At 59.2% G+C, this 23,024-nt stretch carries 15 protein-coding genes; 1 reads left to right on the top strand and 14 read right to left on the bottom strand.

The window, feature by feature from the left end:
* Positions 1–25: 25 nt before the first annotated feature.
* The 9 genes from gltB to ACM6I5_RS26300 all read right to left on the bottom strand — a co-directional run bounded on the left by gltB (position 26) and on the right by ACM6I5_RS26300 (position 13,087).
* Positions 26–4,471 carry a glutamate synthase large subunit gene (gltB, locus tag ACM6I5_RS26340; RefSeq protein WP_414884972.1) on the bottom strand — a complete coding sequence of 1,482 codons (4,446 nt, stop codon included), beginning with the start codon at positions 4,469–4,471 and terminating at the stop codon, positions 26–28.
* A 350-nt stretch (positions 4,472–4,821) separates the two neighbouring features.
* The gene (locus tag ACM6I5_RS26335; protein WP_017336127.1) at positions 4,822–6,420 is read right to left on the bottom strand and encodes an AAA family ATPase; all 1,599 of its coding nucleotides are present in this window, start codon (positions 6,418–6,420) and stop codon (positions 4,822–4,824) included.
* Positions 6,421–6,430: 10 nt separating this feature from the next.
* The gene (gene aroB, locus ACM6I5_RS26330) at positions 6,431–7,531 is read right to left on the bottom strand and encodes a 3-dehydroquinate synthase (RefSeq protein WP_017336126.1); all 1,101 of its coding nucleotides are present in this window, start codon (positions 7,529–7,531) and stop codon (positions 6,431–6,433) included.
* 151 nt (positions 7,532–7,682) lie between these two features.
* Positions 7,683–8,201 carry a shikimate kinase AroK gene (aroK, locus tag ACM6I5_RS26325; protein ID WP_017336125.1) on the bottom strand — a complete coding sequence of 173 codons (519 nt, stop codon included), beginning with the start codon at positions 8,199–8,201 and terminating at the stop codon, positions 7,683–7,685.
* A gap of 4 nt (positions 8,202–8,205) precedes the next feature.
* Entirely contained in the window at positions 8,206–10,299 is a 2,094-nt protein-coding gene (pilQ, locus tag ACM6I5_RS26320; protein ID WP_414884971.1) for a type IV pilus secretin PilQ, read from the bottom strand.
* A 13-nt stretch (positions 10,300–10,312) separates the two neighbouring features.
* On the bottom strand, positions 10,313–10,840 hold the full coding sequence (locus tag ACM6I5_RS26315) for a pilus assembly protein PilP (RefSeq protein WP_017336123.1): 528 nt from the start codon (positions 10,838–10,840) through the stop codon (positions 10,313–10,315).
* Complete coding sequence (gene pilO, locus ACM6I5_RS26310) at positions 10,837–11,460, bottom strand: type 4a pilus biogenesis protein PilO (RefSeq protein ID WP_017336122.1); 624 nt, start codon at positions 11,458–11,460, stop codon at positions 10,837–10,839. Before pilO ends, ACM6I5_RS26315 begins: the two co-directional genes overlap by 4 nt.
* Positions 11,457–12,023, bottom strand: a complete 567-nt coding sequence (locus ACM6I5_RS26305; RefSeq protein ID WP_017336121.1) for a PilN domain-containing protein — start codon at positions 12,021–12,023, stop codon at positions 11,457–11,459. Before ACM6I5_RS26305 ends, pilO begins: the two co-directional genes overlap by 4 nt.
* Positions 12,023–13,087, bottom strand: a complete 1,065-nt coding sequence (locus ACM6I5_RS26300) for a pilus assembly protein PilM (RefSeq protein ID WP_017336120.1) — start codon at positions 13,085–13,087, stop codon at positions 12,023–12,025. Before ACM6I5_RS26300 ends, ACM6I5_RS26305 begins: the two co-directional genes overlap by 1 nt.
* Positions 13,088–13,304: 217 nt before the next feature.
* Here ACM6I5_RS26300 and ACM6I5_RS26295 point away from each other — a divergent pair, with 217 nt between their 5' ends.
* Complete coding sequence (locus ACM6I5_RS26295; protein WP_414884970.1) at positions 13,305–15,743, top strand: penicillin-binding protein 1A; 2,439 nt, start codon at positions 13,305–13,307, stop codon at positions 15,741–15,743.
* A gap of 57 nt (positions 15,744–15,800) precedes the next feature.
* Here ACM6I5_RS26295 and ACM6I5_RS26290 read toward each other — a convergent pair whose 3' ends face one another.
* The 5 genes from ACM6I5_RS26290 to tssI all read right to left on the bottom strand — a co-directional run bounded on the left by ACM6I5_RS26290 (position 15,801) and on the right by tssI (position 22,736).
* On the bottom strand, positions 15,801–16,070 hold the full coding sequence (locus ACM6I5_RS26290; protein ID WP_414884969.1) for a hypothetical protein: 270 nt from the start codon (positions 16,068–16,070) through the stop codon (positions 15,801–15,803).
* A gap of 393 nt (positions 16,071–16,463) precedes the next feature.
* A complete protein-coding gene (locus tag ACM6I5_RS26285; protein WP_414884968.1) occupies positions 16,464–17,399 on the bottom strand; it encodes a hypothetical protein in 936 nt (311 codons plus the stop codon).
* Entirely contained in the window at positions 17,390–20,083 is a 2,694-nt protein-coding gene (locus tag ACM6I5_RS26280) for a toxin VasX (protein WP_414884967.1), read from the bottom strand. Before ACM6I5_RS26280 ends, ACM6I5_RS26285 begins: the two co-directional genes overlap by 10 nt.
* Entirely contained in the window at positions 20,080–20,646 is a 567-nt protein-coding gene (locus tag ACM6I5_RS26275; RefSeq protein WP_414884966.1) for a DUF4123 domain-containing protein, read from the bottom strand. The genes ACM6I5_RS26280 and ACM6I5_RS26275 overlap by 4 nt, the downstream gene beginning before the upstream one ends.
* On the bottom strand, positions 20,643–22,736 hold the full coding sequence (gene tssI, locus ACM6I5_RS26270) for a type VI secretion system tip protein TssI/VgrG (protein WP_414884965.1): 2,094 nt from the start codon (positions 22,734–22,736) through the stop codon (positions 20,643–20,645). Before tssI ends, ACM6I5_RS26275 begins: the two co-directional genes overlap by 4 nt.
* Positions 22,737–23,024: the final 288 nt, after the last annotated feature.

Below are 23,024 nucleotides of genomic sequence, written 5' to 3'. Positions count from 1 at the left end.
CCTCATCAAACTGTTCAGGCGCATATCACTGCGGGTTGGCACGGGTGCTGGAAAGCAACGTTTTCAAGCTGGCAGCCTTCGGCTTGACCAACCAGAAACGGCGCAGGTAGTCATCGAGGTTTTCCGCGAGTTCACGACCCCACTCGCTGTCGGTTTCCTCGACGTACTCGTTCAGCACGCGTTGCAGGTGGCTACGGTAGGCTTCCATCGCTTCGCCGCTGATCCGCTGGATTTCCACCAGTTCGTGGTTGACCCGGTCAACGAAGGTGTTGTCCTGGTCGAGCACGTAGGCGAAACCGCCGGTCATGCCTGAGCCGAAGTTGTAACCGGTCTTGCCCAAAACGCAGACGAAACCACCGGTCATGTACTCGCAGCAGTGATCGCCGGTGCCTTCCACCACGGTGTGAGCACCGGAGTTACGCACTGCGAAACGCTCGCCTGCGGTGCCGGCCGCGAACAATTTGCCGCCGGTCGCGCCGTACAGGCAGGTGTTGCCGATGATCGCACTGTCCTGAGTCTTGTAGGCGCTGCCCTTCGGCGGAACGATGACCAGCTTGCCGCCGGTCATGCCTTTGCCGACGTAGTCGTTGGCGTCGCCTTCCAGGTACATGTTCAAGCCGCCGGCGTTCCACACACCGAAGCTCTGACCGGCCGTCCCTTTGAAGCGGAAGGTGATCGGCGCGTTCGCCATGCCCTGGTTGCCGTGCTTGCGCGCAATTTCGCCGGAGATCCGCGCGCCGATGGAGCGGTCGCAGTTGCAGATATCCAGGGCGAAATCGGCGCCGCTCATGTCGTTGATGGCCGAAGTGGCCATGTCGACCATTTTCTCGGCCAGCAAGCCTTTGTCGAACGGTGGGTTGCGGTCGACCTGGCAGAACTGAGGCTTGTCTGCCGGGATGTGATCACTGCCCAGCAATGGCGTCAGGTCCAGGTGTTGCTGCTTGGCGGTCTGGCCTTCGAGGATTTCCAGCAGATCGGTACGGCCGATCAGCTCTTCGAGGGAGCGCACGCCCAGTTTGGCCAGCCACTCACGGGTTTCTTCGGCGACGTAGGTGAAGAAGTTCACCACCATGTCGACGGTGCCGATGTAGTGATCCTTGCGCAGCTTCTCGTTCTGAGTCGCGACGCCGGTGGCGCAGTTGTTCAGGTGGCAGATACGCAGGTACTTGCAGCCCAGCGCGATCATTGGCGCGGTGCCGAAGCCGAAGCTTTCAGCGCCGAGGATCGCGGCCTTGATCACGTCGAGGCCGGTTTTCAGGCCGCCGTCGGTCTGCACCCGGACCTTGCCGCGCAAGTCGTTACCGCGCAGGGTCTGGTGGGTTTCGGCCAGGCCGAGTTCCCACGGAGCGCCCGCATATTTGATCGAGGTCAGCGGCGATGCGCCAGTGCCGCCGTCGTAACCGGAGATGGTGATCAAGTCCGCGTAGGCCTTGGCCACACCGGCAGCGATGGTGCCAACACCGGCTTCTGCCACCAGCTTCACCGAAACCAGGGCCTTCGGGTTGACTTGTTTCAGGTCGAAAATCAGCTGCGACAAGTCTTCGATCGAATAGATGTCGTGGTGCGGCGGTGGCGAAATCAGGGTCACGCCCGGCACTGCGTAACGCAGCTTGGCGATCAGGCCGTTGACCTTGCCGCCTGGCAGCTGACCGCCTTCGCCGGGCTTGGCGCCCTGGGCGACCTTGATCTGCAGCACTTCAGCGTTGACCAGGTATTCCGGAGTGACACCGAAACGGCCGGTCGCGACTTGCTTGATTTTCGAGCTCTTGATCGTGCCGTAGCGCGCCGGGTCTTCGCCGCCTTCACCGGAGTTGGAACGCGCACCGAGGCGGTTCATGGCTTCGGCCAGGGCTTCGTGAGCTTCCGGCGACAAAGCGCCAAGCGAGATGCCCGCGGAGTCAAAGCGCTTGAGCACCGATTCCAGCGGTTCGATCTCGCTGATGTCCAGCGGTTTGTCCAGAGTCTTGACCTTGAACAGGTCGCGGATCATCGACACCGGGCGGTTGTCCACCAGCGCCGTGTATTCCTTGAACTTGCTGTAGTCGCCTTGCTGCACAGCGGCTTGCAAGGTGTTGACCACGTCCGGGTTGTAGGCGTGATATTCGCCACCGTGGACGAACTTCAGCAGGCCGCCCTGCTGGATCGGCTTGCGCGGACTCCAGGCTTCGGCGGCCAGGGCTTTCTGCTCGGCTTCGATGTCGACGAAACGTGCGCCCTTGATACGGCTCGGAACGCCGCGGAAGCTCAGGTCGCAGACTTCCTCGGACAGGCCGATGGCTTCGAACAGCTGCGCACCGCGGTACGAAGCGATGGTCGAAATACCCATCTTCGACAGGATCTTCAGCAGGCCTTTGGTGATGCCCTTACGGTAGTTCTTGAACACCTCATAAAGGTCGCCCAGCACTTCACCGGTGCGGATCAGGTCACCCAGCACTTCGTAGGCCAGGAACGGATAGACCGCCGAAGCGCCGAAACCGATCAACACGGCAAAGTGGTGCGGATCGCGTGCGGTAGCAGTTTCCACGAGGATGTTGGAGTCGCAACGCAGGCCTTTTTCGGTCAGGCGGTGGTGCACCGCGCCGGTGGCCAGGGAGGCGTGGATCGGCAACTTGCCCGGGGCAATGTGACGGTCACTCAAGACGATCTGGGTGCGACCGGCGCGAACGGCTTCTTCAGCCTGATCGGCGACATTACGCACAGCGACTTCAAGGCCGACGCTCTCGTCATAGTTGAGGTCGATGATCGCGCGCTCGAAGCCCGGACGATCGAGGTTCATCAGCGAGCGCCACTTGGCCGGGGAAATGACCGGCGAGCTGAGGATCACACGCGAAGCATGTTCCGGCGACTCCTGGAAGATGTTGCGCTCGGCACCGAGGCAGATCTCCAGCGACATGACGATGGCTTCACGCAGCGGGTCGATCGGCGGGTTGGTGACCTGCGCGAACTGCTGGCGGAAATAGTCGTACGGCGTGCGCACGCGCTGGGACAGCACGGCCATCGGTGTATCGTCGCCCATCGAGCCAACGGCCTCGTAGCCTTGCTCGCCGAGCGGGCGCAGCACTTGGTCGCGCTCTTCGAACGTGACCTGGTACATCTTCATGTACTGCTTGAGCTGGTCGACATCGTAGAAAGCCGAACCGTGATCGTTGTCTTCCATGGTCGCCTGGATGCGCAGGGCATTCTTGCGCAGCCATTGCTTGTACGGATGACGGGACTTCAGGCGGTTGTCGATGGCGTCGGTGTCGAGGATCTGACCGGTTTCGGTGTCCACGGCAAAGATCTGGCCCGGCCCCACACGACCCTTGGCGATCACGTCTTCAGGCTGGTAGTTCCAGACACCGATTTCGGACGCCAGGGTGATGAAACCGTTTTTGGTCGTGACCCAGCGCGCCGGGCGCAGACCGTTACGGTCGAGCAGGCACACCGCGTAGCGACCGTCGGTCATGACCACGCCGGCCGGGCCGTCCCACGGCTCCATGTGCATCGAGTTGTATTCGTAGAACGCACGCAGATCCGGGTCCATGGTTTCGACGTTCTGCCACGCAGGCGGAATGATCATCCGCACGCCACGGAACAGGTCGATGCCACCGGTGACCATCAGCTCGAGCATGTTGTCCATGCTGGAGGAGTCGGAGCCGACACGGTTGACCAGCGGGCCGAGTTCTTCCAGATCCATCAGATCGTTGGTGAACTTGGTGCGACGGGCCTGGGCCCAGTTGCGGTTGCCGGTAATGGTGTTGATCTCGCCGTTGTGGGCGAGGAAGCGGAACGGTTGCGCCAGCGGCCATTTCGGCAGGGTGTTGGTGGAGAAGCGCTGGTGGAACACGCAAATCGAGGTTTGCAGGCGCTGGTCGCTGAGGTCTGGATAGAAGGCGGTCAAATCCGCCGGCATCATCAGGCCTTTATAAATGATGGTCTTGTGGGAAAAGCTGCAGATGTAGTGATCGACGTCGGCGGCGTTGGCCACGGACGAGCGACGACGGGCGCTGAACAGCTTGATCGCCATGTCCTGATCGCTCAGGCCTTCACCACCGATGTAGACCTGCTCGATCTGCGGCAAGCGCTCGAGGGCCAGGCGGCCGAGGACACTGGTGTCGATCGGCACTTTGCGCCAGCCGACCAGGGTCAGGCCTTCAGCCAGGATCTCGCGGTTCATGTTCTCGCGAGCGGCTTCGGCCTTGACCGGGTCCTGGTTGAAGAAAACCATGCCCACTGCGTATTGCTTGGGCAATTCGACGCCGAAGGTTTCCTGGGCGATCGCTCGCAGGAACACATCCGGCTTTTGAATCAGCAGACCGCAACCGTCACCGGTCTTGCCGTCGGCGTTGATCCCACCGCGGTGGGTCATGCAGGTCAGGGCCTCGATGGCCGTTTGCAAAAGGGTATGACTGGGCTCGCCCTGCATGTGGGCTATCAGGCCGAAACCGCAGTTATCCTTGAATTCATCTGGTTGGTACAGACCTGCTTTCATAGACACTTTCTCACCAGGCTGCCTCTTATCAAGGCAAATTTCTTTTCAATTCAACCACTTGCATTCCACGCCGAACGTACGCCGGCTTAGCGGGGGCAAAAGGGTGGTCATTGTACACAGCGACACAGACGCTCACAAATTTGACGACGAACTGTCGCAAATCTATGTCGCATTTGTGAAAGGTTTAAAGCGATCTGCTGTGCTAGTCAAAACTTTTTTAATTCTGACCGCAACGACTCAAAGACTACTGTAACGCAGACACCACAAGGCACGCGGTCTGTAGAGACGGCGCGCACTTGCAGAAATTTTGAGGTGCTTGGAGAGGCGGCCTGGGTAAGGCCGCCGAATCTTCAGCGAGTTGTTGCCAGTTCCTGTTGGACGCTGGCGACAGTGCGAGGCCAAGGTTTACCAGCCTGAACCTTCGCTGGCAAGGCCTTGATGGCGGTAACGGCTGCATCCCGGTTGGCGAAGCTACCGTAAGTGATGACGTAAAGCGGCTTGCCGTTGAGGACTTTCTTGAAATAACGGTACTCGCCGCCCTGCTCCTTCACGAAGGATTGCGCGGCCGCTTCAGAGCTGGTGCCGAGGATCTGCACCACGTAGTTGCTCGTCGGCTGCCCGGCGTACCAGGTGCCGCCAGCGCCTTTGGCAGCAGCAGCGGCTGGCTTCTCGGCAGGCTTGGCGGTAGCGACCGCGGCTGGCTTGGCTGGCGCTGGAGCCGGCTTCACCGCAGGGGCAGTCGGGACAGGCTTGGCTGTCGCGACCTGAGTCGGCGCAGGCGTCGGCTTGGCGGCTGGCGTCGGTGCAGGACCGGCCGGAACGCCTGCAGGAGGCGCGGTGGTGGTCACGGTCGGCGGTGTATCGCTGGAGCCTTCGACCGGCACGCCATCGTCGCCTTCGGTGATACCACCGGCCGCTTCCGCGAGGGGACCGCGCATGACCGGTTGCGAATTACCGACCAGCGGCAACGGCATCGGTTGCGAGTTACCGGCGAACTCCACGGCAGGTGCGCCGCCGCTGTTAGGTTGTGGCGTGCCCTGGCCAAGCGGCAGTTGCGCCTGTTCGTTGGCAGGTGCGCCGGTGGTCGGTGCTTTGCTGCGACCCGGCATCAACCAGGCGGCGGCCACCGCGACCACGACAACGGCGGAAATCGCCAATACGTGTTTCTTCGGCATGTTGAACCCCATACTTGGACGCTTGACCGCAGAGCGGCTGGCAATCATGGCTTCGATCATTGCATCGCGGGCAACCTGATTGATGTTGCCAGGCCAGCCGTCGGAGCTTTCGTGAATATCAGAGATCTGATCCGCGGTAAAAAGTTCGATACCGCGACCTGCACCTTCTAGCCGCTGGTCCAGATACTCGCGGGTTTCTTCTTCGGTGTAAGGCTGCAGTTCGATGACGTGGAAGCGCTCTTCTTCAAGGTTCAACGCCTCGAGTTGCGCGATCAGCGAGGACTCGCCGAACAGGAACACATGCGGACGACCTTCCGGTGCACCTGCGGCCAGCTCCATCAAGGCTTCCAGTGCGGACTCGTCGAGCTGCTCGGCATCGTCCACCAGCAAATAGACTTCCTGACCCGTCAGCGCGAGCTGCACGACCTGAGACAGGATCGGGCCGATCTCTGCCTGAGCGACGTTCAACGCCTGGGCCACCTGACGCAGCACGCCAGCCGCATCGCCCGCGCCACGAGCGGAAACCACCACACTCTGAACGGATTGTTTGTTGGTACTGGCCACCAGAGCCTGACGCAACAGGGTCTTGCCACTGCCTTGCGGGCCGGTAACCACCAGCAGCAACTGGCTGTAGCGGGCCAGGTGGTGCAGTTGCCCCAGCACCGGTTTGCGCTGGGCCGGGAAGAATTTGAAGCCAGGCACCCGTGGAGCAAAAGGGTCATGGCTTAACTGGTAATGGCCGAGGAAAGCCTCGTCGGCGTGCAAACTAGTCATCGGGATCTTATTAACCTTTAAGCTGAGCCAGGGCGCGGTAGTCCGCTCCCAGCGTGGCCTGTAGAACCTCTTTCGGATAATCGTCGGTCACCACCGCTTCGCCCATGTGGCGCAGCAGCACCAGGCGCAAACGACCGTCGATCACTTTCTTGTCAATTGCCATGTGTTCGAGAAAATCGGCTTCAGTCATCTCTTCGGGCGGGATGACCGGCAGGCCGGCACGCTGGAACAGGCGAATGCCGCGATCACGCTCCTGCTCGCTGATCCAGCCCAGGCGCGCGGACATCTCCAGGGCCATTACGGTGCCAGCAGCTACTGCCTCGCCATGTAGCCACACACCATATCCCATGTGGGTTTCGATGGCATGGCCGAAGGTGTGTCCCAGGTTCAGGGTGGCACGAACGCCGGTTTCCTTCTCGTCGGCACCGACCACCGCCGCCTTGGCCGCGCAGGAACGTTCGATCGCATACGTCAGGGCAACCTGGTCCAAGGCGCGCAGGCGATCGACGTTTTCTTCGAGCCAGGTGAGGAACGGCTCGTCGCAAATCAGCCCGTACTTGATGACTTCAGCCAGCCCGGCGGACAACTCGCGAGCCGGCAGGGTATTGAGGGAGGCGGTATCGATCAGGACCACGTTCGGCTGATAGAAGGCGCCGACCATGTTTTTGCCCAGGGGATGATTGATCCCGGTCTTGCCGCCGACCGAGGAGTCGACTTGCGACAGCAGGGTAGTCGGAACCTGGATGAAATCGACACCGCGCTGGTAGCAGGCAGCAGCAAAACCGGCCATGTCACCAATCACACCGCCGCCGAGGGCGATCACGGTGGTGCGGCGATCATGGCGTGCGGTCAGCAGACCGTCGAAAATCAGTTGCAGGGTTTCCCAGGTCTTGAAGGCTTCGCCGTCGGGCAGCACCACGGAAATCACCGAGAACTGCGCAAGGCTGCGGGTCAGACGTTCGAGATAGAGCGGCGCAACGGTTTCGTTGGAGATGATCGCCACTTGCCGCCCGCGAATATGCGGGGCCAGCAGCTCAGGCTGATCCAACAAACCTTCGCCAATATGAATCGGGTAGCTGCGCTCGCCTAGATCGACCTTGAGTGTCTGCATGTGTCCCCACAGTGAAGATGGAATCAGGCGTCCTGCCTTGAGTTATCGAATGTCCGCGGCATTTGCTGGTGTGACGCCGTTCGGCAACCTTGCGCCACAACCTTGAGCGGTCGTGGCAGGACGCCGAGGATAGCGCATTTCGCGCTGTGCTTTAACGGGGAGGCAGCTGCTGCAGGCGGTCAAGAATGTCGAGCACCACCATTCGCGGCGGTCGCTCATCGGTTTCCACCACCAGGTCGGCGATTTCCCGATACAGCGGATCGCGCAACTCCAGCAGGTCCCGAAGGGTCTTGGCCGGATCGGCAGTCCGCAACAGGGGTCGATTGCGGTCACGGGCGGTACGGCCAACCTGCTGTTCGACAGAAGCATGCAGATAAACCACCCGACCACCGGCGCGCAGTGCTCGACGGTTGGCTTCGCGCATGACCGCGCCGCCGCCGGTCGCCAGCACCACGCCATCGCAGCCGCACAGCTCGGCAATCATCGCCTGCTCGCGGTCACGAAAGCCCGGTTCGCCTTCCTTATCGAAAATCCATGGGATATTGGCGCCCGTGCGCAATTCAATTTCCTTATCGGAATCTTTGAATGGCAGGCGCAGCTCTTTGGCCAGCAACCGGCCGATGGTGCTTTTTCCAGCCCCCATCGGTCCAACAAGAATCAAATTTCGCACAGAATCAATGACTCACAGCAATCGCCTGATTGTTCATGATACGCGGAGTGAGAAATACCAGCAGCTCGGATTTTTTCTCCGAAACCACGTCACGCCGGAAAAGGCGGCCAAGATACGGCACATCACCGAGAAATGGCACCTTATCTACAACCTTGCTCTGAGTATTTGAGAAAACCCCACCGATCACGATGGTCTCGCCGTCATTGACGAGAACCTTGGCATTGACCTCGTTTTTCTTGATGGGCGGTACATCCTGCACCTTGTTCAGGTAGTCCGGTTCGTCCTTGGTGACCTTGACCTCCATGATGATCCGGTTGTCCGGGGTGATCTGCGGCGTCACTTCCAGCGACAGCGAGGCCTCCTTGAACGATACCGACGTAGCGCCGCTGGAGCTGGCTTCCTGGTACGGGATCTCGGTGCCCTTGAGGATTTTTGCGGTTTCCTTGTCGGAGGTAACCACCTTGGGTTGCGAGACGATTTCGCCGTTACCGGTTTTTTCCATCGCGGTCAGCTCAAGATCCAGCAGCACATTATCGGTGATGAAGGCGATGCCGAGCCCCGAAGTGTTGGCGGCGGTGCCCATGTCGACGAACGGTGAGTTGGTGCTGGTGCTGCCCGGCGTACCAATGGTCGACGACGCATTGGCGCCGTTGCTGACACCGGATGTGTTCCAGTTGCCCTTGTTCTGCACCGAACCACCCCAACGCACACCGAGGCTCTTGTCGTAGTCGACGTTCGCTTCGACGATCCGAGCCTCGATCATCACCTGACGCACCGGGATATCCAGTTGCGCGACAATACGGCGCAGCTCGTCGAGACGGTCCTGGGTCTGGTAGGCGATGATGTTATTGGTTCGTTCATCGACGGTGATCGAACCCCGCTCGTCGACTTTCGCTTCGGCACTGGTCACTGACTGGAACAGCTTGGCGATATCGGCCGCCTTGGCGTAATTGACTTGCAGCAGCTCGCGACGCAAAGGCGCCAGTTCGGCGATCTGCTTCTGCGACTCCAGTTCCTGGCGTTCGCGGGCGGCAATCTCATCGGCCGGCGCCACCAGCAGCACGTTACCGATCTTTCGTTTGTCCAGGCCCTTGGTTTTCAGCACCAGGTCCAGCGCCTGATCCCACGGCACGTTCTGCAAGCGCAAGGTAATGCCGCCCTGCACCGTGTCGCTGGCCACCAGATTGAGGTTGGTGAAATCGGCGATCAGTTGCAGCACCGAGCGCACGTCAATGTCCTGGAAGTTCAGCGAGAGCTTTTCACCGGTGTAGGCAAAACGCTCGGCGTTGCGCTTCTGCAAGTCGTCTACGGTCATCGGGCGGACGCTGACGGTCAGCTTGTTGTCGGTCTGATAGGTCGAGTAATCGAACGCGCCGCTGGGCTCAATGCTGATGGTCGCCCGGTCTCCCGTGGCGCTGGCGTTGACGAATTGCACGGGTGTGGCGAAATCCTTGACGTCCAGACGGACCCGCAACGGTTCCGGCAATTGGGTCCTGGCGAAACCGACGACAATCCTGCCATCGCGCTCCTGAATGTCCGGGGCGATGGACGGATCCGAGAGATCGATGACCACATTGCCTTCACCCTGGGTGCCGCGCTGGAAATCCACGCCGCGGATCGCCTTGCTCACCGGCGCATAGGCCTTGGCCGGCGCGGGAGTTGCCGTGGCGACGCGTGGCGGCTTGGGTGCGGTCGCAGGTGCGGAGGCTGCGTTACTGGTTCCGCGCCCGACCACCACAAACAGGTTATTGCCTTCGACACGAGCGGTGTACGGGGTCAATTGAGTCAGGTTGATGATCAGCCGCGTGCGGTCCTTGGCTTCCACCACCGTGGCACTGCGGGCATTGCCACCGCCCAGGTCGCGAGTCTTGCTCGTTAGCTGGCTGACCACACCAGGCAGGTCCAGCGCGATCCGCGCAGGCTGCTCCGTCGTGTAACCGTGGGGCGCTGGGGGCGCGCCATCGAATGACAGCTTCAACTCGACGCGGTCTCCCGGCAGCGCAGCGACATCCAGCGCTTTGAGGTTGGCCGCTTGTACCATCGGCGAAAGCAACGCTATCCATAGCGAAACTCCGAAGGTTGCGAAAATCCTGTTCATTATTCGAGTTCCACTATGAGTGCTCTTTCAAAGGGATGGTCCGCGGCCGTTCCAGCCAGGCGCCTTCGCCGTCAGGAACGATTTCGACCACATCGACTTGCGAGCCGCTGATGGCAACGATCCGGCCATCGTTACGTCCCAGGTAATCGCCGACCTTCAACCGATGCACACCGCCTGCCCCGCGCAACAGCGCAAAGGAGCCAGCCGCATTGGAGATCGTGCCGACCATTTCAAACTGCTCGATGTTGAAACCTTCGAGGTACTGCTTGACCCGGTTGGGATCAGGCTTGACGTTGCGTGAGCCGTGTTTCTGGCCAGCCAGGTCGACCTTGACCTGCCGGGAAAAGGGGCTGCGCAGGTTAGCGGCGTTGTAGGTGAACGTTGGGTAAGACCGGAATGTCGGCGTTGGTTCAATCCTGCCCGGTGCACGCAGGCGCATTTCGTTCATGTACGCGTCCAGGTCGCGGAAGTCAGTGTCGCCGCCACAACCGGCCAGAACGACCAGTATTCCGATCATCGGGATAAAACGCATCGGGGTCATTTCTGCAGCCCCTTGTCGTTATACCGGTAAGTCTTGGCAAGGATGCTCATGCGCAATTTCGTCCCGCCCTCGGGGTTGGCCGGTGCGAGATCGAAGTCATGCAGGGTGACGATGCGCGGCAACCCCGCCACGCCACTGACGAACGTGGCGAGGTCGTGATACGCGCCGGTGACGGTGATCTGGATCGGCAGCTCGATGTAGAACGGCTGGGTGACCTCCGGCAGCAGCTTGATTTCTTCGAACTCCAGGCCACTGCCCAGGCCGGTTCGAGTGATGTCCTCCAGCAGACCGGGCACTTCGGTGTCGCTGGGCAATTGCCGCAAGAGCACACCAAAGGAATTCTCCATTTCCTTCATCTGCTGGATGTATAACTCCAGATTCGCCGCCATGTGCGCCTTTGAGGCAAACTGCTCTTTGAGCGTCGACTCTTCCTCACGCTTGAGTTCCAGCTGGCTCTCAAGGTCGCTGATGGAAAAGCTGTAGCCCAGCGCCAGCACCAGAACCATCAACAGCGCACCCGCCAGCGTCTTGATGGCAGGCGGCCAGGAACCCAGGTTGTTGGTGTCCAGATCGTTGATGTCAATCTTGCGCAAGCCTTCAATCCATTCGGCCAGCCTCATTGAACAGCCTCCGTAGCGGCTGGCTGGGTCTGGCGCACGGTCAACTGGAAGACGTTGGCCTGATCCAGCTGGCCGGCGGTGGTCGCCTTGACTTCCGTCAGGTTCGGCGCGTCGAACCAGTCCGATGCATCCAGGTTGCGCATAAGGTCTGACACACGGTTATTGGAATCTGCCGCGCCGGTAATGGACAGGGTCTTGCCTTCCATTTTCACCTCGGTGAAATACACCCCGTCCGGCAACGTACGCGCCAACTGATCGAAGATCCGCCCGCTGATCGGACGATTGCCTTGCAGGTCCTGGATGATGCGCATGCGCTCGACGAGCTGCTGGCGACGGGCCTTCAGATCACTGATCTGCTTGATCCGCTCGTCGACCACCGTAATCTGTTTACCGATGTAATCGTTTCGGGCGACTTGTCGATCGATGGCGCCATTGATGGCCTGGTCCGCAATCAGCAACGCTGCCACTGAGCCCACCAGCACACCCACCAGCGCCAGCAAGAAGCGTTTGCGGCGCTGTTCCCGCAGTTCTTCGCGCCAGGGTAAAAGGTTGATCCGCGCCATCAGTCGAAACTCCTGAGGGCCAGCCCGCAAGCGATCATCAGCGCCGGCGCATCGCTGGCCAGGGCGCCAGCGTTGACCTTGCTGCTCAGGGTCATGTTCGAGAAGGGATTGGCCACCTGCGTCGGCGTGCTCAAACGCTGCTCGATCAACCGGTCCAGCCCCGGCACCGAAGCGGTACCACCGGCCAACAGGATGTGATCCACAGCGTTGTACTGCCCGGAGGCGAAGAAAAACTGCAACGATCGCGACACCTGCTGCACCAGCGCATCACGAAATGGCTGCAGCACCTCGCTGACGTAGTCGTCCGGCAAACCGCCCTGCTTCTTTGCCAACCCTGCTTGCTCGAGGGTCAGGCCATAACGTCGCTGGATTTCTTCCGTCAGTTGACGACCACCGAACAATTGTTCGCGGGTGTAGATGATGCGTCCGTTGTACAGGACGCTGAGTGTGGTCATCGTCGCACCGATGTCGACCACGGCAACCGTCAGACGGTCCTGAGCGGCTGCCAGCTGTCCGGCCAGCAAACCGAAGGATCGCTCCAGCGCATAGGCCTCGACATCGACCACGCGAGCGGTCAGGCCGGCCAGTGCGAGCGCCGCCTCACGGACTTCGACGTTTTCCTTGCGACAGGCAGCCAGCAACACATTGACCCGTTCGGGGTTGCGCGCCGATGCACCCTGGACTTCGAAGTCGATGGCCACTTCGTCCAGCGGATAAGGGATGTATTGATCAGCCTCGATTTTCAGCTGGTTTTCCAACTCGTCGTCGGAAAGACCGGCATCCATTTCGATGGTCTTGGTGATCACCGCCGAGCCGGCAACGGCCACTGCGACGTTCCTGAGACTGGTTCTGGCCTTGAGCAGCACGCGCGTGAGTGCCTGACCCACGCCTTCGAGCTCGGCGATATTTTTCTCGACCACCGCGCTGGCAGGCAACGGCTCTACCGCATAGGCTTCGACCCGGTAGCGGTCGCCCTGGCGGCTTAACTCCAGAAGCTTCACCGACGTAGAGCTGATGTCGATCCCCAAAAGCGTATTGGCCTTTTTATTGAAGAGTCCTAGCACTACCAATTCCCTATGACTATCCGTGAGTTACGGACTCTGTAATGTCCATTGCGTTCCATCCACCCGTCTTGACAGCAGCGCAAATGACGCTCTCGACGTAAAAATGCTTATAATGCCCAGCGATTTTTTCCGCTTTTTACGTCAAGCGCGGGTCGTTCTCCTTTTTTACCTGAACCCTGATGCCTCATTCATTCTTTGCCCTGGATATCCCAAAGCCTTGATTCGTCTGCTGAAGTTTTTCGGTTGGTCCATCGTCGCCGTTTTCTGCGGACTGCTTCTTGGTCTGACCGGCGCTTTTCTTTACCTTAGCCCCGGATTACCGTCTGTGGAGGCGCTGAGAAGCATTCAGTTGCAGATTCCTCTAAGGGTATACAGCAGCGATAACAAGTTGATCGCAGAATTTGGCGAAATGCGCCGCACTCCGATCCGTTTCGCCGATATTCCTCCCAATTTCATAAATGCGTTACTAAGTGCTGAAGACGACAATTTCGCCAACCATTATGGCGTCGATCCCAGCAGCCTGATGCGCGCCGCCACCCAATTGGTCAAAAGCGGCCACATTCAGTCCGGCGGCAGCACCATCACCATGCAGGTGGCGAAGAACTTCTTCCTGACCAGCGAACGCAGCTTTTCGCGCAAGACCACTGAAATCCTCCTGGCGCTGCAGATCGAACGGCAGCTGACCAAGGACGAGATCCTTGAGCTGTACGTCAACAAGATCTACCTCGGCAACCGCGCCTACGGCATCGAGGCGGCGGCGCAAGTGTATTACGGCAAGTCGATTCGTGACGTCAGCTTGGCGCAGATGGCGATGATCGCCGGTTTGCCAAAAGCCCCGTCGCGCTTCAACCCGCTGGCCAACCCGGCGCGCAGCAAGGAGCGTCGCGACTGGATCCTGGGGCGCATGTACAAGCTCGGAAAAATCACCGAAGCCGATTACACCGCGGCGATCAACGAGCCGCTGAACGCCAGTTATCACGTGCCGACCCCGGAAGTGAACGCGCCCTACATCGCTGAAATGGCTCGTGCCGAAATGGTCGGCCGCTATGGCAGCGATGCCTACACCGAAGGTTTCCGCGTCACGACCACCGTGCCGAGCAACCTGCAGGAAATGGCCAACACCGCGCTTCACGAAGGCTTGATGACTTACGATCAGCGCCATGGTTATCGCGGTCCCGAGTCACGCCTGCCGGGCAAGACGCGTGAAGCCTGGGCCGCCGAACTGACCAAGCAACGCACGATCAGCAGCCTTGAACCCGCCATCGTCACTCAGGTCGACAAGACCGGCCTGCAGGTGATGACCCGTACCGGCGACGAGCATGTTGGCTGGGACAGCATGAAATGGGCGCGGCCGTTCCTGAACACCAACAGCATGGGTGCCAACCCGAAGCAGCCGTCGGATGTTGCCCAGGTCGGCGACTTGATTCGCGTGCAACGCCAGCCGGACAATTCGCTGAAGTTCAGCCAGATCCCGCAAGCACAAGGCGCGCTGGTTTCTCTTGATCCGCAGAACGGCGCCATTCGCTCGCTGGTCGGCGGCTTCGCCTTCGAGCAGAGCAATTACAACCGCGCCCTGCAGGCCAAGCGTCAGCCGGGCTCGAGCTTCAAACCGTTCGTCTACAGCGCCGCACTGGATAACGGCTACACCGCCGCCAGCCTGGTGAACGACGCACCGATCGTGTTCGTCGACGAATACCTGGACAAGGTCTGGCGCCCGAAGAACGACACCAACACTTTCCTCGGCCCTATCCGCCTGCGCGAAGGGCTCTACAAGTCGCGCAACCTGGTGTCGATCCGTCTGTTGCAGGCCCTGGGCATTGATCGCACCATCGACTACATCAGCAAGTTCGGCTTCAACAAGCAGGACCTGCCGCGCAATCTGTCGCTGGCCCTGGGCACCGCGACCCTGACGCCAATGGAAATCGCCACCGGCTGGAGCACGTTTGCCAACGGCGGCTACAAGATCAGCCCGTACATCATCGACAAGATCGAAAGCCGTAATGGCGACACGCTGTTCGTCGCCAACCCGCCGAGCGTGCCGAAAGGTGGTGTCGCAACGGATGGCATTGCCGCCCCCGCGGCCGAGGCCTTTACGGTCAACGCGACGCCGGGTGAGGCTCCGGGCCAACCCGCGCCTCAGGCACCCGCCGTGGCTGAACGCATTGTCGATGGCCGTACCACTTACATCCTCAACAGCATGCTCGAGGACGTGATTAAGCTCGGCACTGGCCGCCGCGCACTGGCCATGGGTCGCCCCGATATCGCAGGCAAGACCGGTACCACCAACGAATCCAAGGACGCGTGGTTCTCGGGCTACAACGCTGATTACGTGACCACCGTCTGGACCGGTTTCGACCAGCCGGAAAGCCTGGGCAAGCGCGAGTTCGGCGGCACTGTGGCGCTGCCGATCTGGATGAATTACATGGCAGCCGCGCTCAAGGACAAGCCGCCGCATACGCAGCCAGAGCCGGAAGGCATTCTGAGCCTGCGGGTTGATCCGGTCAGTGGTCGCGCAGCCACCCCAGGCACGCCAGGCGCCTACTTCGAGCTGTTCAAGGCCGAAGATACGCCGCCCTCGGTGAATGAGCTGGGTAACGGCAACGCGCCGGGAAGCCCACTGCCAGCGGATGAAGCGGCGCCGATCGATTTGTTCTGATCGGGTAACGCAATGCAAAAGCCCCGCCTTCGAGAGAAGTGCGGGGCTTTTCCATTTTCAGCGTGCAGCTTTTTCCAGCGTCCAGCCCAACACATCCAAGGCATCACAGCCGTCCTGGACCAACATGTGGGCAGCATTGGCAAAATGCTCCAGGTCGTGTCCTTCGGCTTCTTTGACGCACAGGCAGGTGACGCTGTTGAGCAGATTACGCGCGGCTTTGAATCGGTGGACGGCGGTTTCGAGGAGATCGGAAGCGCGGGCTTCGGTGTCGATGTACAGGGTGGGGCCGACGCTGAAGTTGCCTTGGAGCGGGTGGAATTTGGGCATGGTAGGAATCTCATCTGATTGGTGAAGCTCCCACCTATTCGCGGCTAAACGAATCAGGGTGGTAGCCGTACGCGGGTTAGCCGACCGGACAGATGAACCCGGCACACCCGAAGGTGTCCCACGCACAGCCACCATAAACATGTACATGTCAGGCAGCAAAAAGCGCCACGATTATACGGGCGCTTGTGCATCATCTGTAACGACCGGCTAAAGTCGATCGCCGATTATTCGGCGACGAGCAAACTATAGGTGAGCCTCCAGCAACGCGAAACCCGGTTTTTGCGTATCGGAGATGTCCTACACGTTTCTCGGAAATGCCTTGTTTTTGAATTTTTTTTCCCCAGCAGCGCTCTCGCCTCTGGGCAGATAAATTGCTTTCGGTATGTTCAAACCCTAGCCGCGCTCTAGATCGACAAGTCGTGTGGTGGGACCGCTCGCCTTAAGGCGCTCAGTGACAATATCAGGCCACCTATTGCGGGAGCGACGTTTGGCAATGTTGTAGGTGAATTCCTGAATTCGATCGTTCGGGTACAGTATTGGCTCGAGTATCAGTTTTGCCACATCGTTACCGGTTAAGTAGTTTTTGCCGCCAGCGTCCTTCTTCGCTTGCTTCAATTGCGCCAGTGTCTGTTTGAAGCTGTCGCTCATTTTTGGCCGCACGGCCAGCTGGCTTTTTACAAATGCATCCGACTCACTGTGATTACCGTCTTCGTCGAAATAAGGGCCATTGTTCATGTAGGAACGGATGTATTCCCAAAAGCCTTTTTGCATCGCCAACGATTTGCCGAAGGGCGCGCCGAGGCTGATCATCAGAGCCGATTCTGGCTCTTCAAATTTCCACATACGAATTTCCAGTGAAGCGTTTTGCATGCCACCAATTTGGGTGCCTACCAGTTGAAACTCATTGGCTACGGCTTTTATGCCATCCCATGGAGAGTGATATAGATCGCCCTCATGATCGAAGTACACTTCGCGAGTACGGCGGTTAAAGAGAATGGGCAGAGGTAGAGGACGGAGGGTTTCCCATAAAAATGGCGCTAGGAACAAGGGAGCACATATTGCAAGCATGATAAACAGCCCTTCAAGCTCTCCACTTTGTATAAAGCTGAGCAGCCCAAGCCCCATCCCCCCGACCCCGCCCATACCCCCCAATACTCCCGTTAGCATTCCTCGATCAGAGTCGCCACTTGCTTGCAACGTTAAGTAATTTTCCGTGTGTTCATCAGTAATAAACAGCTCCATCGGCTGTTCGCCCGTGGGCTTACTCGCTTCGAGAATTACAGTGGGCGCAGCGCTGTCAGGTGGTGTTGCTGGCGTATCTATATCCATGCTCGTTCCATGATTTTTACCGCTGGCAGTGTCAGTCCTTCTTGTGGGGAGTAGATCAACTCACCCTCAATCCGCCGCAGGTCCCGTAGACCATCCTCATGGTAAACACGACGGTATGGGGTGACCCCAGCAGGAACAGGAATACGGGTGCCGCTGTGTCGCACAAAGTCTCTACCCGTCCATTCGACCTTTTTTATTTGGTCGGCGTGATAGCCGAGTGTATCGCCCCAAACTTCGATGCCCTTGAAATGGATCATGCCATCGTTCAGCGGTACATTTTCTCCCGGTAGTTTCAAGATCAGATACGTAGAGGTGACTTGTCCTTGATAGGGGTGCATTTCCGCCAGCCGGCTGGCATCAAAGCTGATAGGAAACAGAACGGGGTACAGCTTATCCATGGAGAGGCTATAGCTGTGGGACCAAACCTCGTCCGGACGGATACCATAGCGGCTGCTTTTCACCCATTTTTCCAACGGCGAGTCGACCGTATATAGACGGGCAACGATCCCGCCCACAATCACAACCGCGAGCCCCAATAGTTTGGCCCCCAGGTGTGGCACTACGTTGAGTCCTCTGGCGATAGTCGCAGCGTCACCTGCTATAACAGCAGCCCGTGCGACTCGTAGTGCTCGAATGGCCTGGGCCTGGATTTTGATACTGGCCAGCGAGGCACCAGCCACGGTCAAGTTCGCGGTCATGGTGTCGAAATCTCCCATTTTGTAGGCCTCTAAGGCATCTATCCCATAGAGTACGACGTCAAACGCCAGAAAGACGCCCTGCGCCAAAGCAGTAGTGGCGGCACGCCCTAACGCGTTAACCAAAAGCAGCCGTGAGGAGATTGAAGAACTGCCGCTTTGGCGGACGGATGACGCCCAATTGACTTCGGCCACTCGCTGAACGACCGCCGCAGCTGCGGCGCCTATGCCAACCGCAGCGCCCACTCCGATAAATCCGTTTTTGATCGTTTTGTTATCAACAAACGAATTGCCGGACGATACGAAATTCACCCCCGCCACCAACGTCACAATCGATTTAATCGGCGCCTTGCTCAGCGCACCTTTCAAATCAAACACACTGGTCAACTCGACACTCGCCGCCAGATTCACCGGCAACGGCGGCAGCTTGGTGCTGGCCGGGACCAAATGCATGAAAGGGATACCGTCAGCCACGCCACTGGCCAGCGGTGCGACGTTTAAATGGGCGGGCAATGTCTGGCGCGTCCCCATCAAATCGCTGTACCACTCGCCCAACTGACGCGGTGTGACGCCCGAGATCTGGATGCGCTGATCGCTGCGGGCAAGCGCCGCCGCCATGTACAAATACCCCGCGGTGCCGGTGGCCTTTTCGCCCTGATGCAGTTGCAGCCCGGCGACCGGAGCGATAGCCAGAAACAAAGCCTCAACGCTCGATGCAGGGTTGTGTTGTTTGAGTTTGTCGGCGGTCTTGTTGATCGCCTCTGTATATCCAAAGGCACGGGTGAGTTGGCTGGCGCCCTCTTGCAGGGGCGCAGTGTTGTCGTTGACCACATCGCCCAGGTCAACGAGGTATTTGATCTCGCCAACTCCCAACCGTAGCGGCAACCCGAGCAAGGCCCAAAGCAGCCATGGCTTGCCGGCCTTGTCGCCTTCCAGACTCAGGGTAATGGCCTCGGCCCCGACACTGGTACTCGCGGGCCCCAGGCAAGCCGCCGCAAAATGTAATTCCAATGCCTCGCGGGCAATCGCCTGGGTAATGTCGAAATGGCCACAAGCCGTATCCAAGCTCGAAGGACCGGTGCCGTGCTGGGTGTTGAACCACGCCACCCAGAGTTTGGCCAGAGGCCGCATGTCGGCGCTATACCGATCATTCTGGATCTCCTGATCTTTCCACGCTCGCTGGAGTTCGTCGTAGCGGGTAATGGACGGCAACTGCGCTTTGAGTTGGCGGTCGCCTTCGCTTAGCGACTTGATGACACCCGCCATCGCCCACTCTTCAGCGTGATGTTCCTGATAGCTGTCGAATGCTTCTTTGCGGACTCGCATCAACGCGGCGAGGTCGAGCAGAACGCCCCAGGCGTCATCAATGACCGCGTAGGTTTGCTGCTCGCACGCCTTCATCTGCTTTCGCACTTTCAACCAATCAGGCACGTGTTCCGTTTCGGGCTCCGCGCTCCAGCCATAGCGGGTCGCATCGTTGTATTCGCCAATCTGCTGGGCGACCGCGTCAACCGTGCCGCTGAACGGCGCAACCCCCGGTACAAAACTGCGCATGATGCGCTGGCGTACGGCGGGGTCTTTTTTGGCAAACTGGTATTGCGCTTCACTCCAGCGAACGGGCGACCAGACCAGTCCGGCAGGGTCGCCCGCCCTCAACACCAGGTGGGGTTTGACCCGGATGTCGATAACCCTGCCAGCACGTGGTGTTTGGGTGAGCTGAGCTTTTTCGACCTGGTACTCCACCAACTTGGGTGGACTGCTCTCCCAAACGTAGAGCCAGCCGTCGCGCAACAAACGCGAAGTGTAGTTGAGTGCATACCCGGTCAAGTCCGGATGCCGAGGTCCCAACTCAGGAAACGAACCGCTCAGTGCTGGCAATTCATGAGCATCGGTATCGACCGCAGCAGTTGGACCGATGGCGTATCGCAGGGGTAGAACGGCAGCGAACAGCGGGCACGTTCCAACGCGGACTTTATTCTGGGCACTCATGCGTTTTTCTCCGGGTTGGCTGAAAGGCTTAGTGCGTGCAGAAGCGGCTCAGGCAAAGTGATTTGCGCGATCAGGCTTGTATTGGCGGGCGCTGCGTCGATTTCCGGCGCCTTGTTTTCCCAAGCGCACACCGGCGCGTTGCCACCGCGTAACCAGATGCCTTCCACACCAAACCAAAAGCCTGTTGGCCATTGCACGCCGGCCAACCAGGTGCGACGCAGCACCGAGCCATCCGCCAGCCGTAGCCATAGCTCTCGCTGGTGTTCATCAAAAATGCGCAAGCGACGTTGCAGGATCGGCAGCAATTGTTGAGCGCTCAATGGAGAAGCCAGCCAAACACCGTGTTGCAAGTCGGTGCCGCCCCACCACGCGGTGTAAGCTGCGCTTCCAGTCGAGGCATTCAACAGAAAAGGCCCCGCTGCGCTGATCGGCTCGTAGGCAGTCCCCTTGAATAGCGACTGAGGAAAATCTGCGGCGTAGTGCTCGTTAAGCCAATCGATAGCATCTTCGTACTGGGTGCCATCTAGTAGGAGCAGTCCTTTGTTTGGGGCGTCCGGGCTCATGCTTCATCCCCCTCTGCTGTCTGGTGTTCCAGGGCGGCATCGCAGACCGGGCAAATGCCGGAATCGGCCTCGCGAAAGACGATGTTCTGTTTGAGTAGGGCTTCCATGGGAGGGGTATCGATAACCACAGCTTCGGCGACTTGGGGAGCTGCTGACAGTGCCGCCTGCCCGGGCAGGCCAGTTAGCGGTGAACCTCCCTCGACAATGGCCACGCTGCTGAAAATCCCGCTGGCGTTGATGACGATAAAGTGACCGCCACATTCCCACGTCAAGCTCCGGTCACCCTTGATCACCACATTGGCGGCCGTGACATGGGCGTGAGGCCCGGCCTGAATCACCAGCGAGCCATCCGCTGTTGTGCTGCTGTTGCCGGTGATCGAGATCACCTCGTTGCCGCCGATCACTGTGTGTCGCGTGCCTTCAGTCGTATGCAGTTCGTCGCCCTTGATAAGGCTGGCGCTGTTGTGGTCCACCTGTTCAAAGCGGTCGTTGTTGATCAGGCTGTGGCTGTCGCGGGTGATCTGTTCACGGCGGTCGTTGCCGATTTTGGTGTCGCTGTCGTTGAGGATCAGTTGGTCGAGGTCGCGCTCGGCGCGCAGGTAGATTTGTTCCTGCCCGGCACGATCTTCTATCGACAGCTCGTTGTAGCCGCCGGTATGCGGTGAGCTGTGGCTGCGCAATACGGTTTTGGTTTTGTGCTCGGGGAGCAGGTATGGCACCGCATTGACCTTGTTCGGCACACACCCGGTTATAAGCGGATTGTCGGGATTGCCATCCAGATAGGTGACGACGACTTCCATGCCAATACGCGGAATGGTCACCGCGCCGAAATGCGGGCCCGCCCAGTGGCTTGACACCCGCAGCCAGCAGCTGCTTTTTTCACTGTTGCGTTCGGCCCGGTCCCAATGAAATTCGACTTTCACGCGACCGTATTCATCGCAGTAAATCTCTTCGCCGGCGGGGCCGGTCACGCGGGCGGTCTGACTGACCAGCAGGGTTTTTCTTTTCCGCATGGGCGGACGGTAAAACACGTCCCACGGGATGGCGCTGAAGCTGTTGCGATAGCCTTGGGTAAAGCCGCCCTCAGGTTGGACGTTGCTGGTGATGGCCTCTTCCAGTGCCTGAGGCTGTTTTCCAGCATGCGTCACGTTGAGCAACAGCCATAAATCATTGCAGCCTTTGCGCGGATGCTCAGTCAGGTCAAAAAAATGACCACTGCGCAAAGTTGGCTGATCGCTTTTGCCCTCGACCAGCTGGTAATCGGCACGGTGACGCTCCAGGGCCTGACGAGCGAGTTGCTTGCCGAGTTTTTCGTTCTCGATCAATACGGGATAGCGATAATCTTCGAGCTCAGGAATGAACTCGGCAGTGAAGCGGCTTTCCAGCAACAGACTCGGGCGTTCGAAGTCGTAATACCGACGCGTGGTCGTGCTGGTTCGGTTGCGAAAACCCATGGAGAACTGGCTGACGACCGGATGCTCTGCCACCATGCCGGACTCTTGCAGATAGGGAGTTTCGCCCAGTTTGGGGAACCAGGTCTGATCGTCGGTGAACACCAGCACATGCCCTTCCGGCGAATGCTGGTGATGCCACGCGATGCCATCCTCGGCGCACAGGCGCTGGACGAACTCGAAATCGGTTTCCCCGTATTGAGTGCAGTATTCGCGCTCGGGGCTGGTGCTGACATGGAAGGCAAAGGCATCGGCCTGAATGCCGTGACCTTTGAGCACCTGAGCGATGATTTGCGACGCCGTCAGGTTCTGGAAAATTCGCTGATCGTAGCTGAATTGCAGGTAGTGCAGCCTCGGTACGAGCTTCAGGTGATAACGGGTCAGGCGTTTGCCGGGCTCACCCACGAAAGCGTCTTCGATATGGCCATGAAGACCTTCGCCGTTCAGGCCGAACTGGAGATACGCAGGTTGGCTGAGCAGGCTCTCCAGATCGAAATCAGGGTTTTCGCTGACCAGCTCGACCTTTATTGAGTACAAGGCGCTGATCGCCTCGACACCCTCAAAGGCGAGCACCTTGAAATCGTTACGAACAGCAGGGATGTGCAGCGCAAATTGCGCCGTATTGGCCGACTTGAACATACGCTTATCCTTAAGCACAGAGGATGTGAAAGCGCGATGTCAAAACCGTCCTGGTTAGTGCACGCGGCATTGGCGAGCACCCTACCAACGGGGTTATGGGATAGATGTAGGAACGGTCCCGAACTCCCGAAGGACGCTTCCCAACGAAGGATTGCCTTCAATGAAGACCTAATAAGCCCCGACTTCGAAAGAAGTGCGGGGCTTTTTTTGCGCATGGAATTTCAGGTGAACCGAAGATGCTCGTCGCCTGCCAGCGATGAGACCCTCACAGACACCACAAAGCCTGCA

The sequence above is a fragment of the Pseudomonas sp. IT-P171 genome (assembly GCF_949767765.1).
GTDB lineage: Bacteria > Pseudomonadota > Gammaproteobacteria > Pseudomonadales > Pseudomonadaceae > Aquipseudomonas > Aquipseudomonas fluorescens_B.
This window is presented reverse-complemented; position numbering and strand designations above follow the sequence as displayed.

Excerpts from the sequence above, each read along its gene's own strand:
- ACM6I5_RS26305 (WP_017336121.1), bottom strand. The coding sequence starts at position 12,023 with ATGGCGCGGATCAACCTTTTACCCTGGCGCGAAGAACTGCGGGAACAG.
- tssI (WP_414884965.1), bottom strand. The coding sequence starts at position 22,736 with ATGTTCAAGTCGGCCAATACGGCGCAATTTGCGCTGCACATCCCTGCT.
- ACM6I5_RS26335 (WP_017336127.1), bottom strand. The coding sequence starts at position 6,420 with ATGACTAGTTTGCACGCCGACGAGGCTTTCCTCGGCCATTACCAGTTA.
- ACM6I5_RS26275 (WP_414884966.1), bottom strand. The coding sequence starts at position 20,646 with ATGAGCCCGGACGCCCCAAACAAAGGACTGCTCCTACTAGATGGCACC.
- pilO (WP_017336122.1), bottom strand. The coding sequence starts at position 11,460 with ATGAGGCTGGCCGAATGGATTGAAGGCTTGCGCAAGATTGACATCAAC.
- ACM6I5_RS26290 (WP_414884969.1), bottom strand. The coding sequence starts at position 16,070 with ATGCCCAAATTCCACCCGCTCCAAGGCAACTTCAGCGTCGGCCCCACC.
- ACM6I5_RS26315 (WP_017336123.1), bottom strand. The coding sequence starts at position 10,840 with ATGACCCCGATGCGTTTTATCCCGATGATCGGAATACTGGTCGTTCTG.
- aroB (WP_017336126.1), bottom strand. The coding sequence starts at position 7,531 with ATGCAGACACTCAAGGTCGATCTAGGCGAGCGCAGCTACCCGATTCAT.
- ACM6I5_RS26280 (WP_414884967.1), bottom strand. The coding sequence starts at position 20,083 with ATGAGTGCCCAGAATAAAGTCCGCGTTGGAACGTGCCCGCTGTTCGCT.
- ACM6I5_RS26285 (WP_414884968.1), bottom strand. The coding sequence starts at position 17,399 with ATGGATATAGATACGCCAGCAACACCACCTGACAGCGCTGCGCCCACT.
- gltB (WP_414884972.1), bottom strand. The coding sequence starts at position 4,471 with ATGAAAGCAGGTCTGTACCAACCAGATGAATTCAAGGATAACTGCGGT.
- pilQ (WP_414884971.1), bottom strand. The coding sequence starts at position 10,299 with ATGAACAGGATTTTCGCAACCTTCGGAGTTTCGCTATGGATAGCGTTG.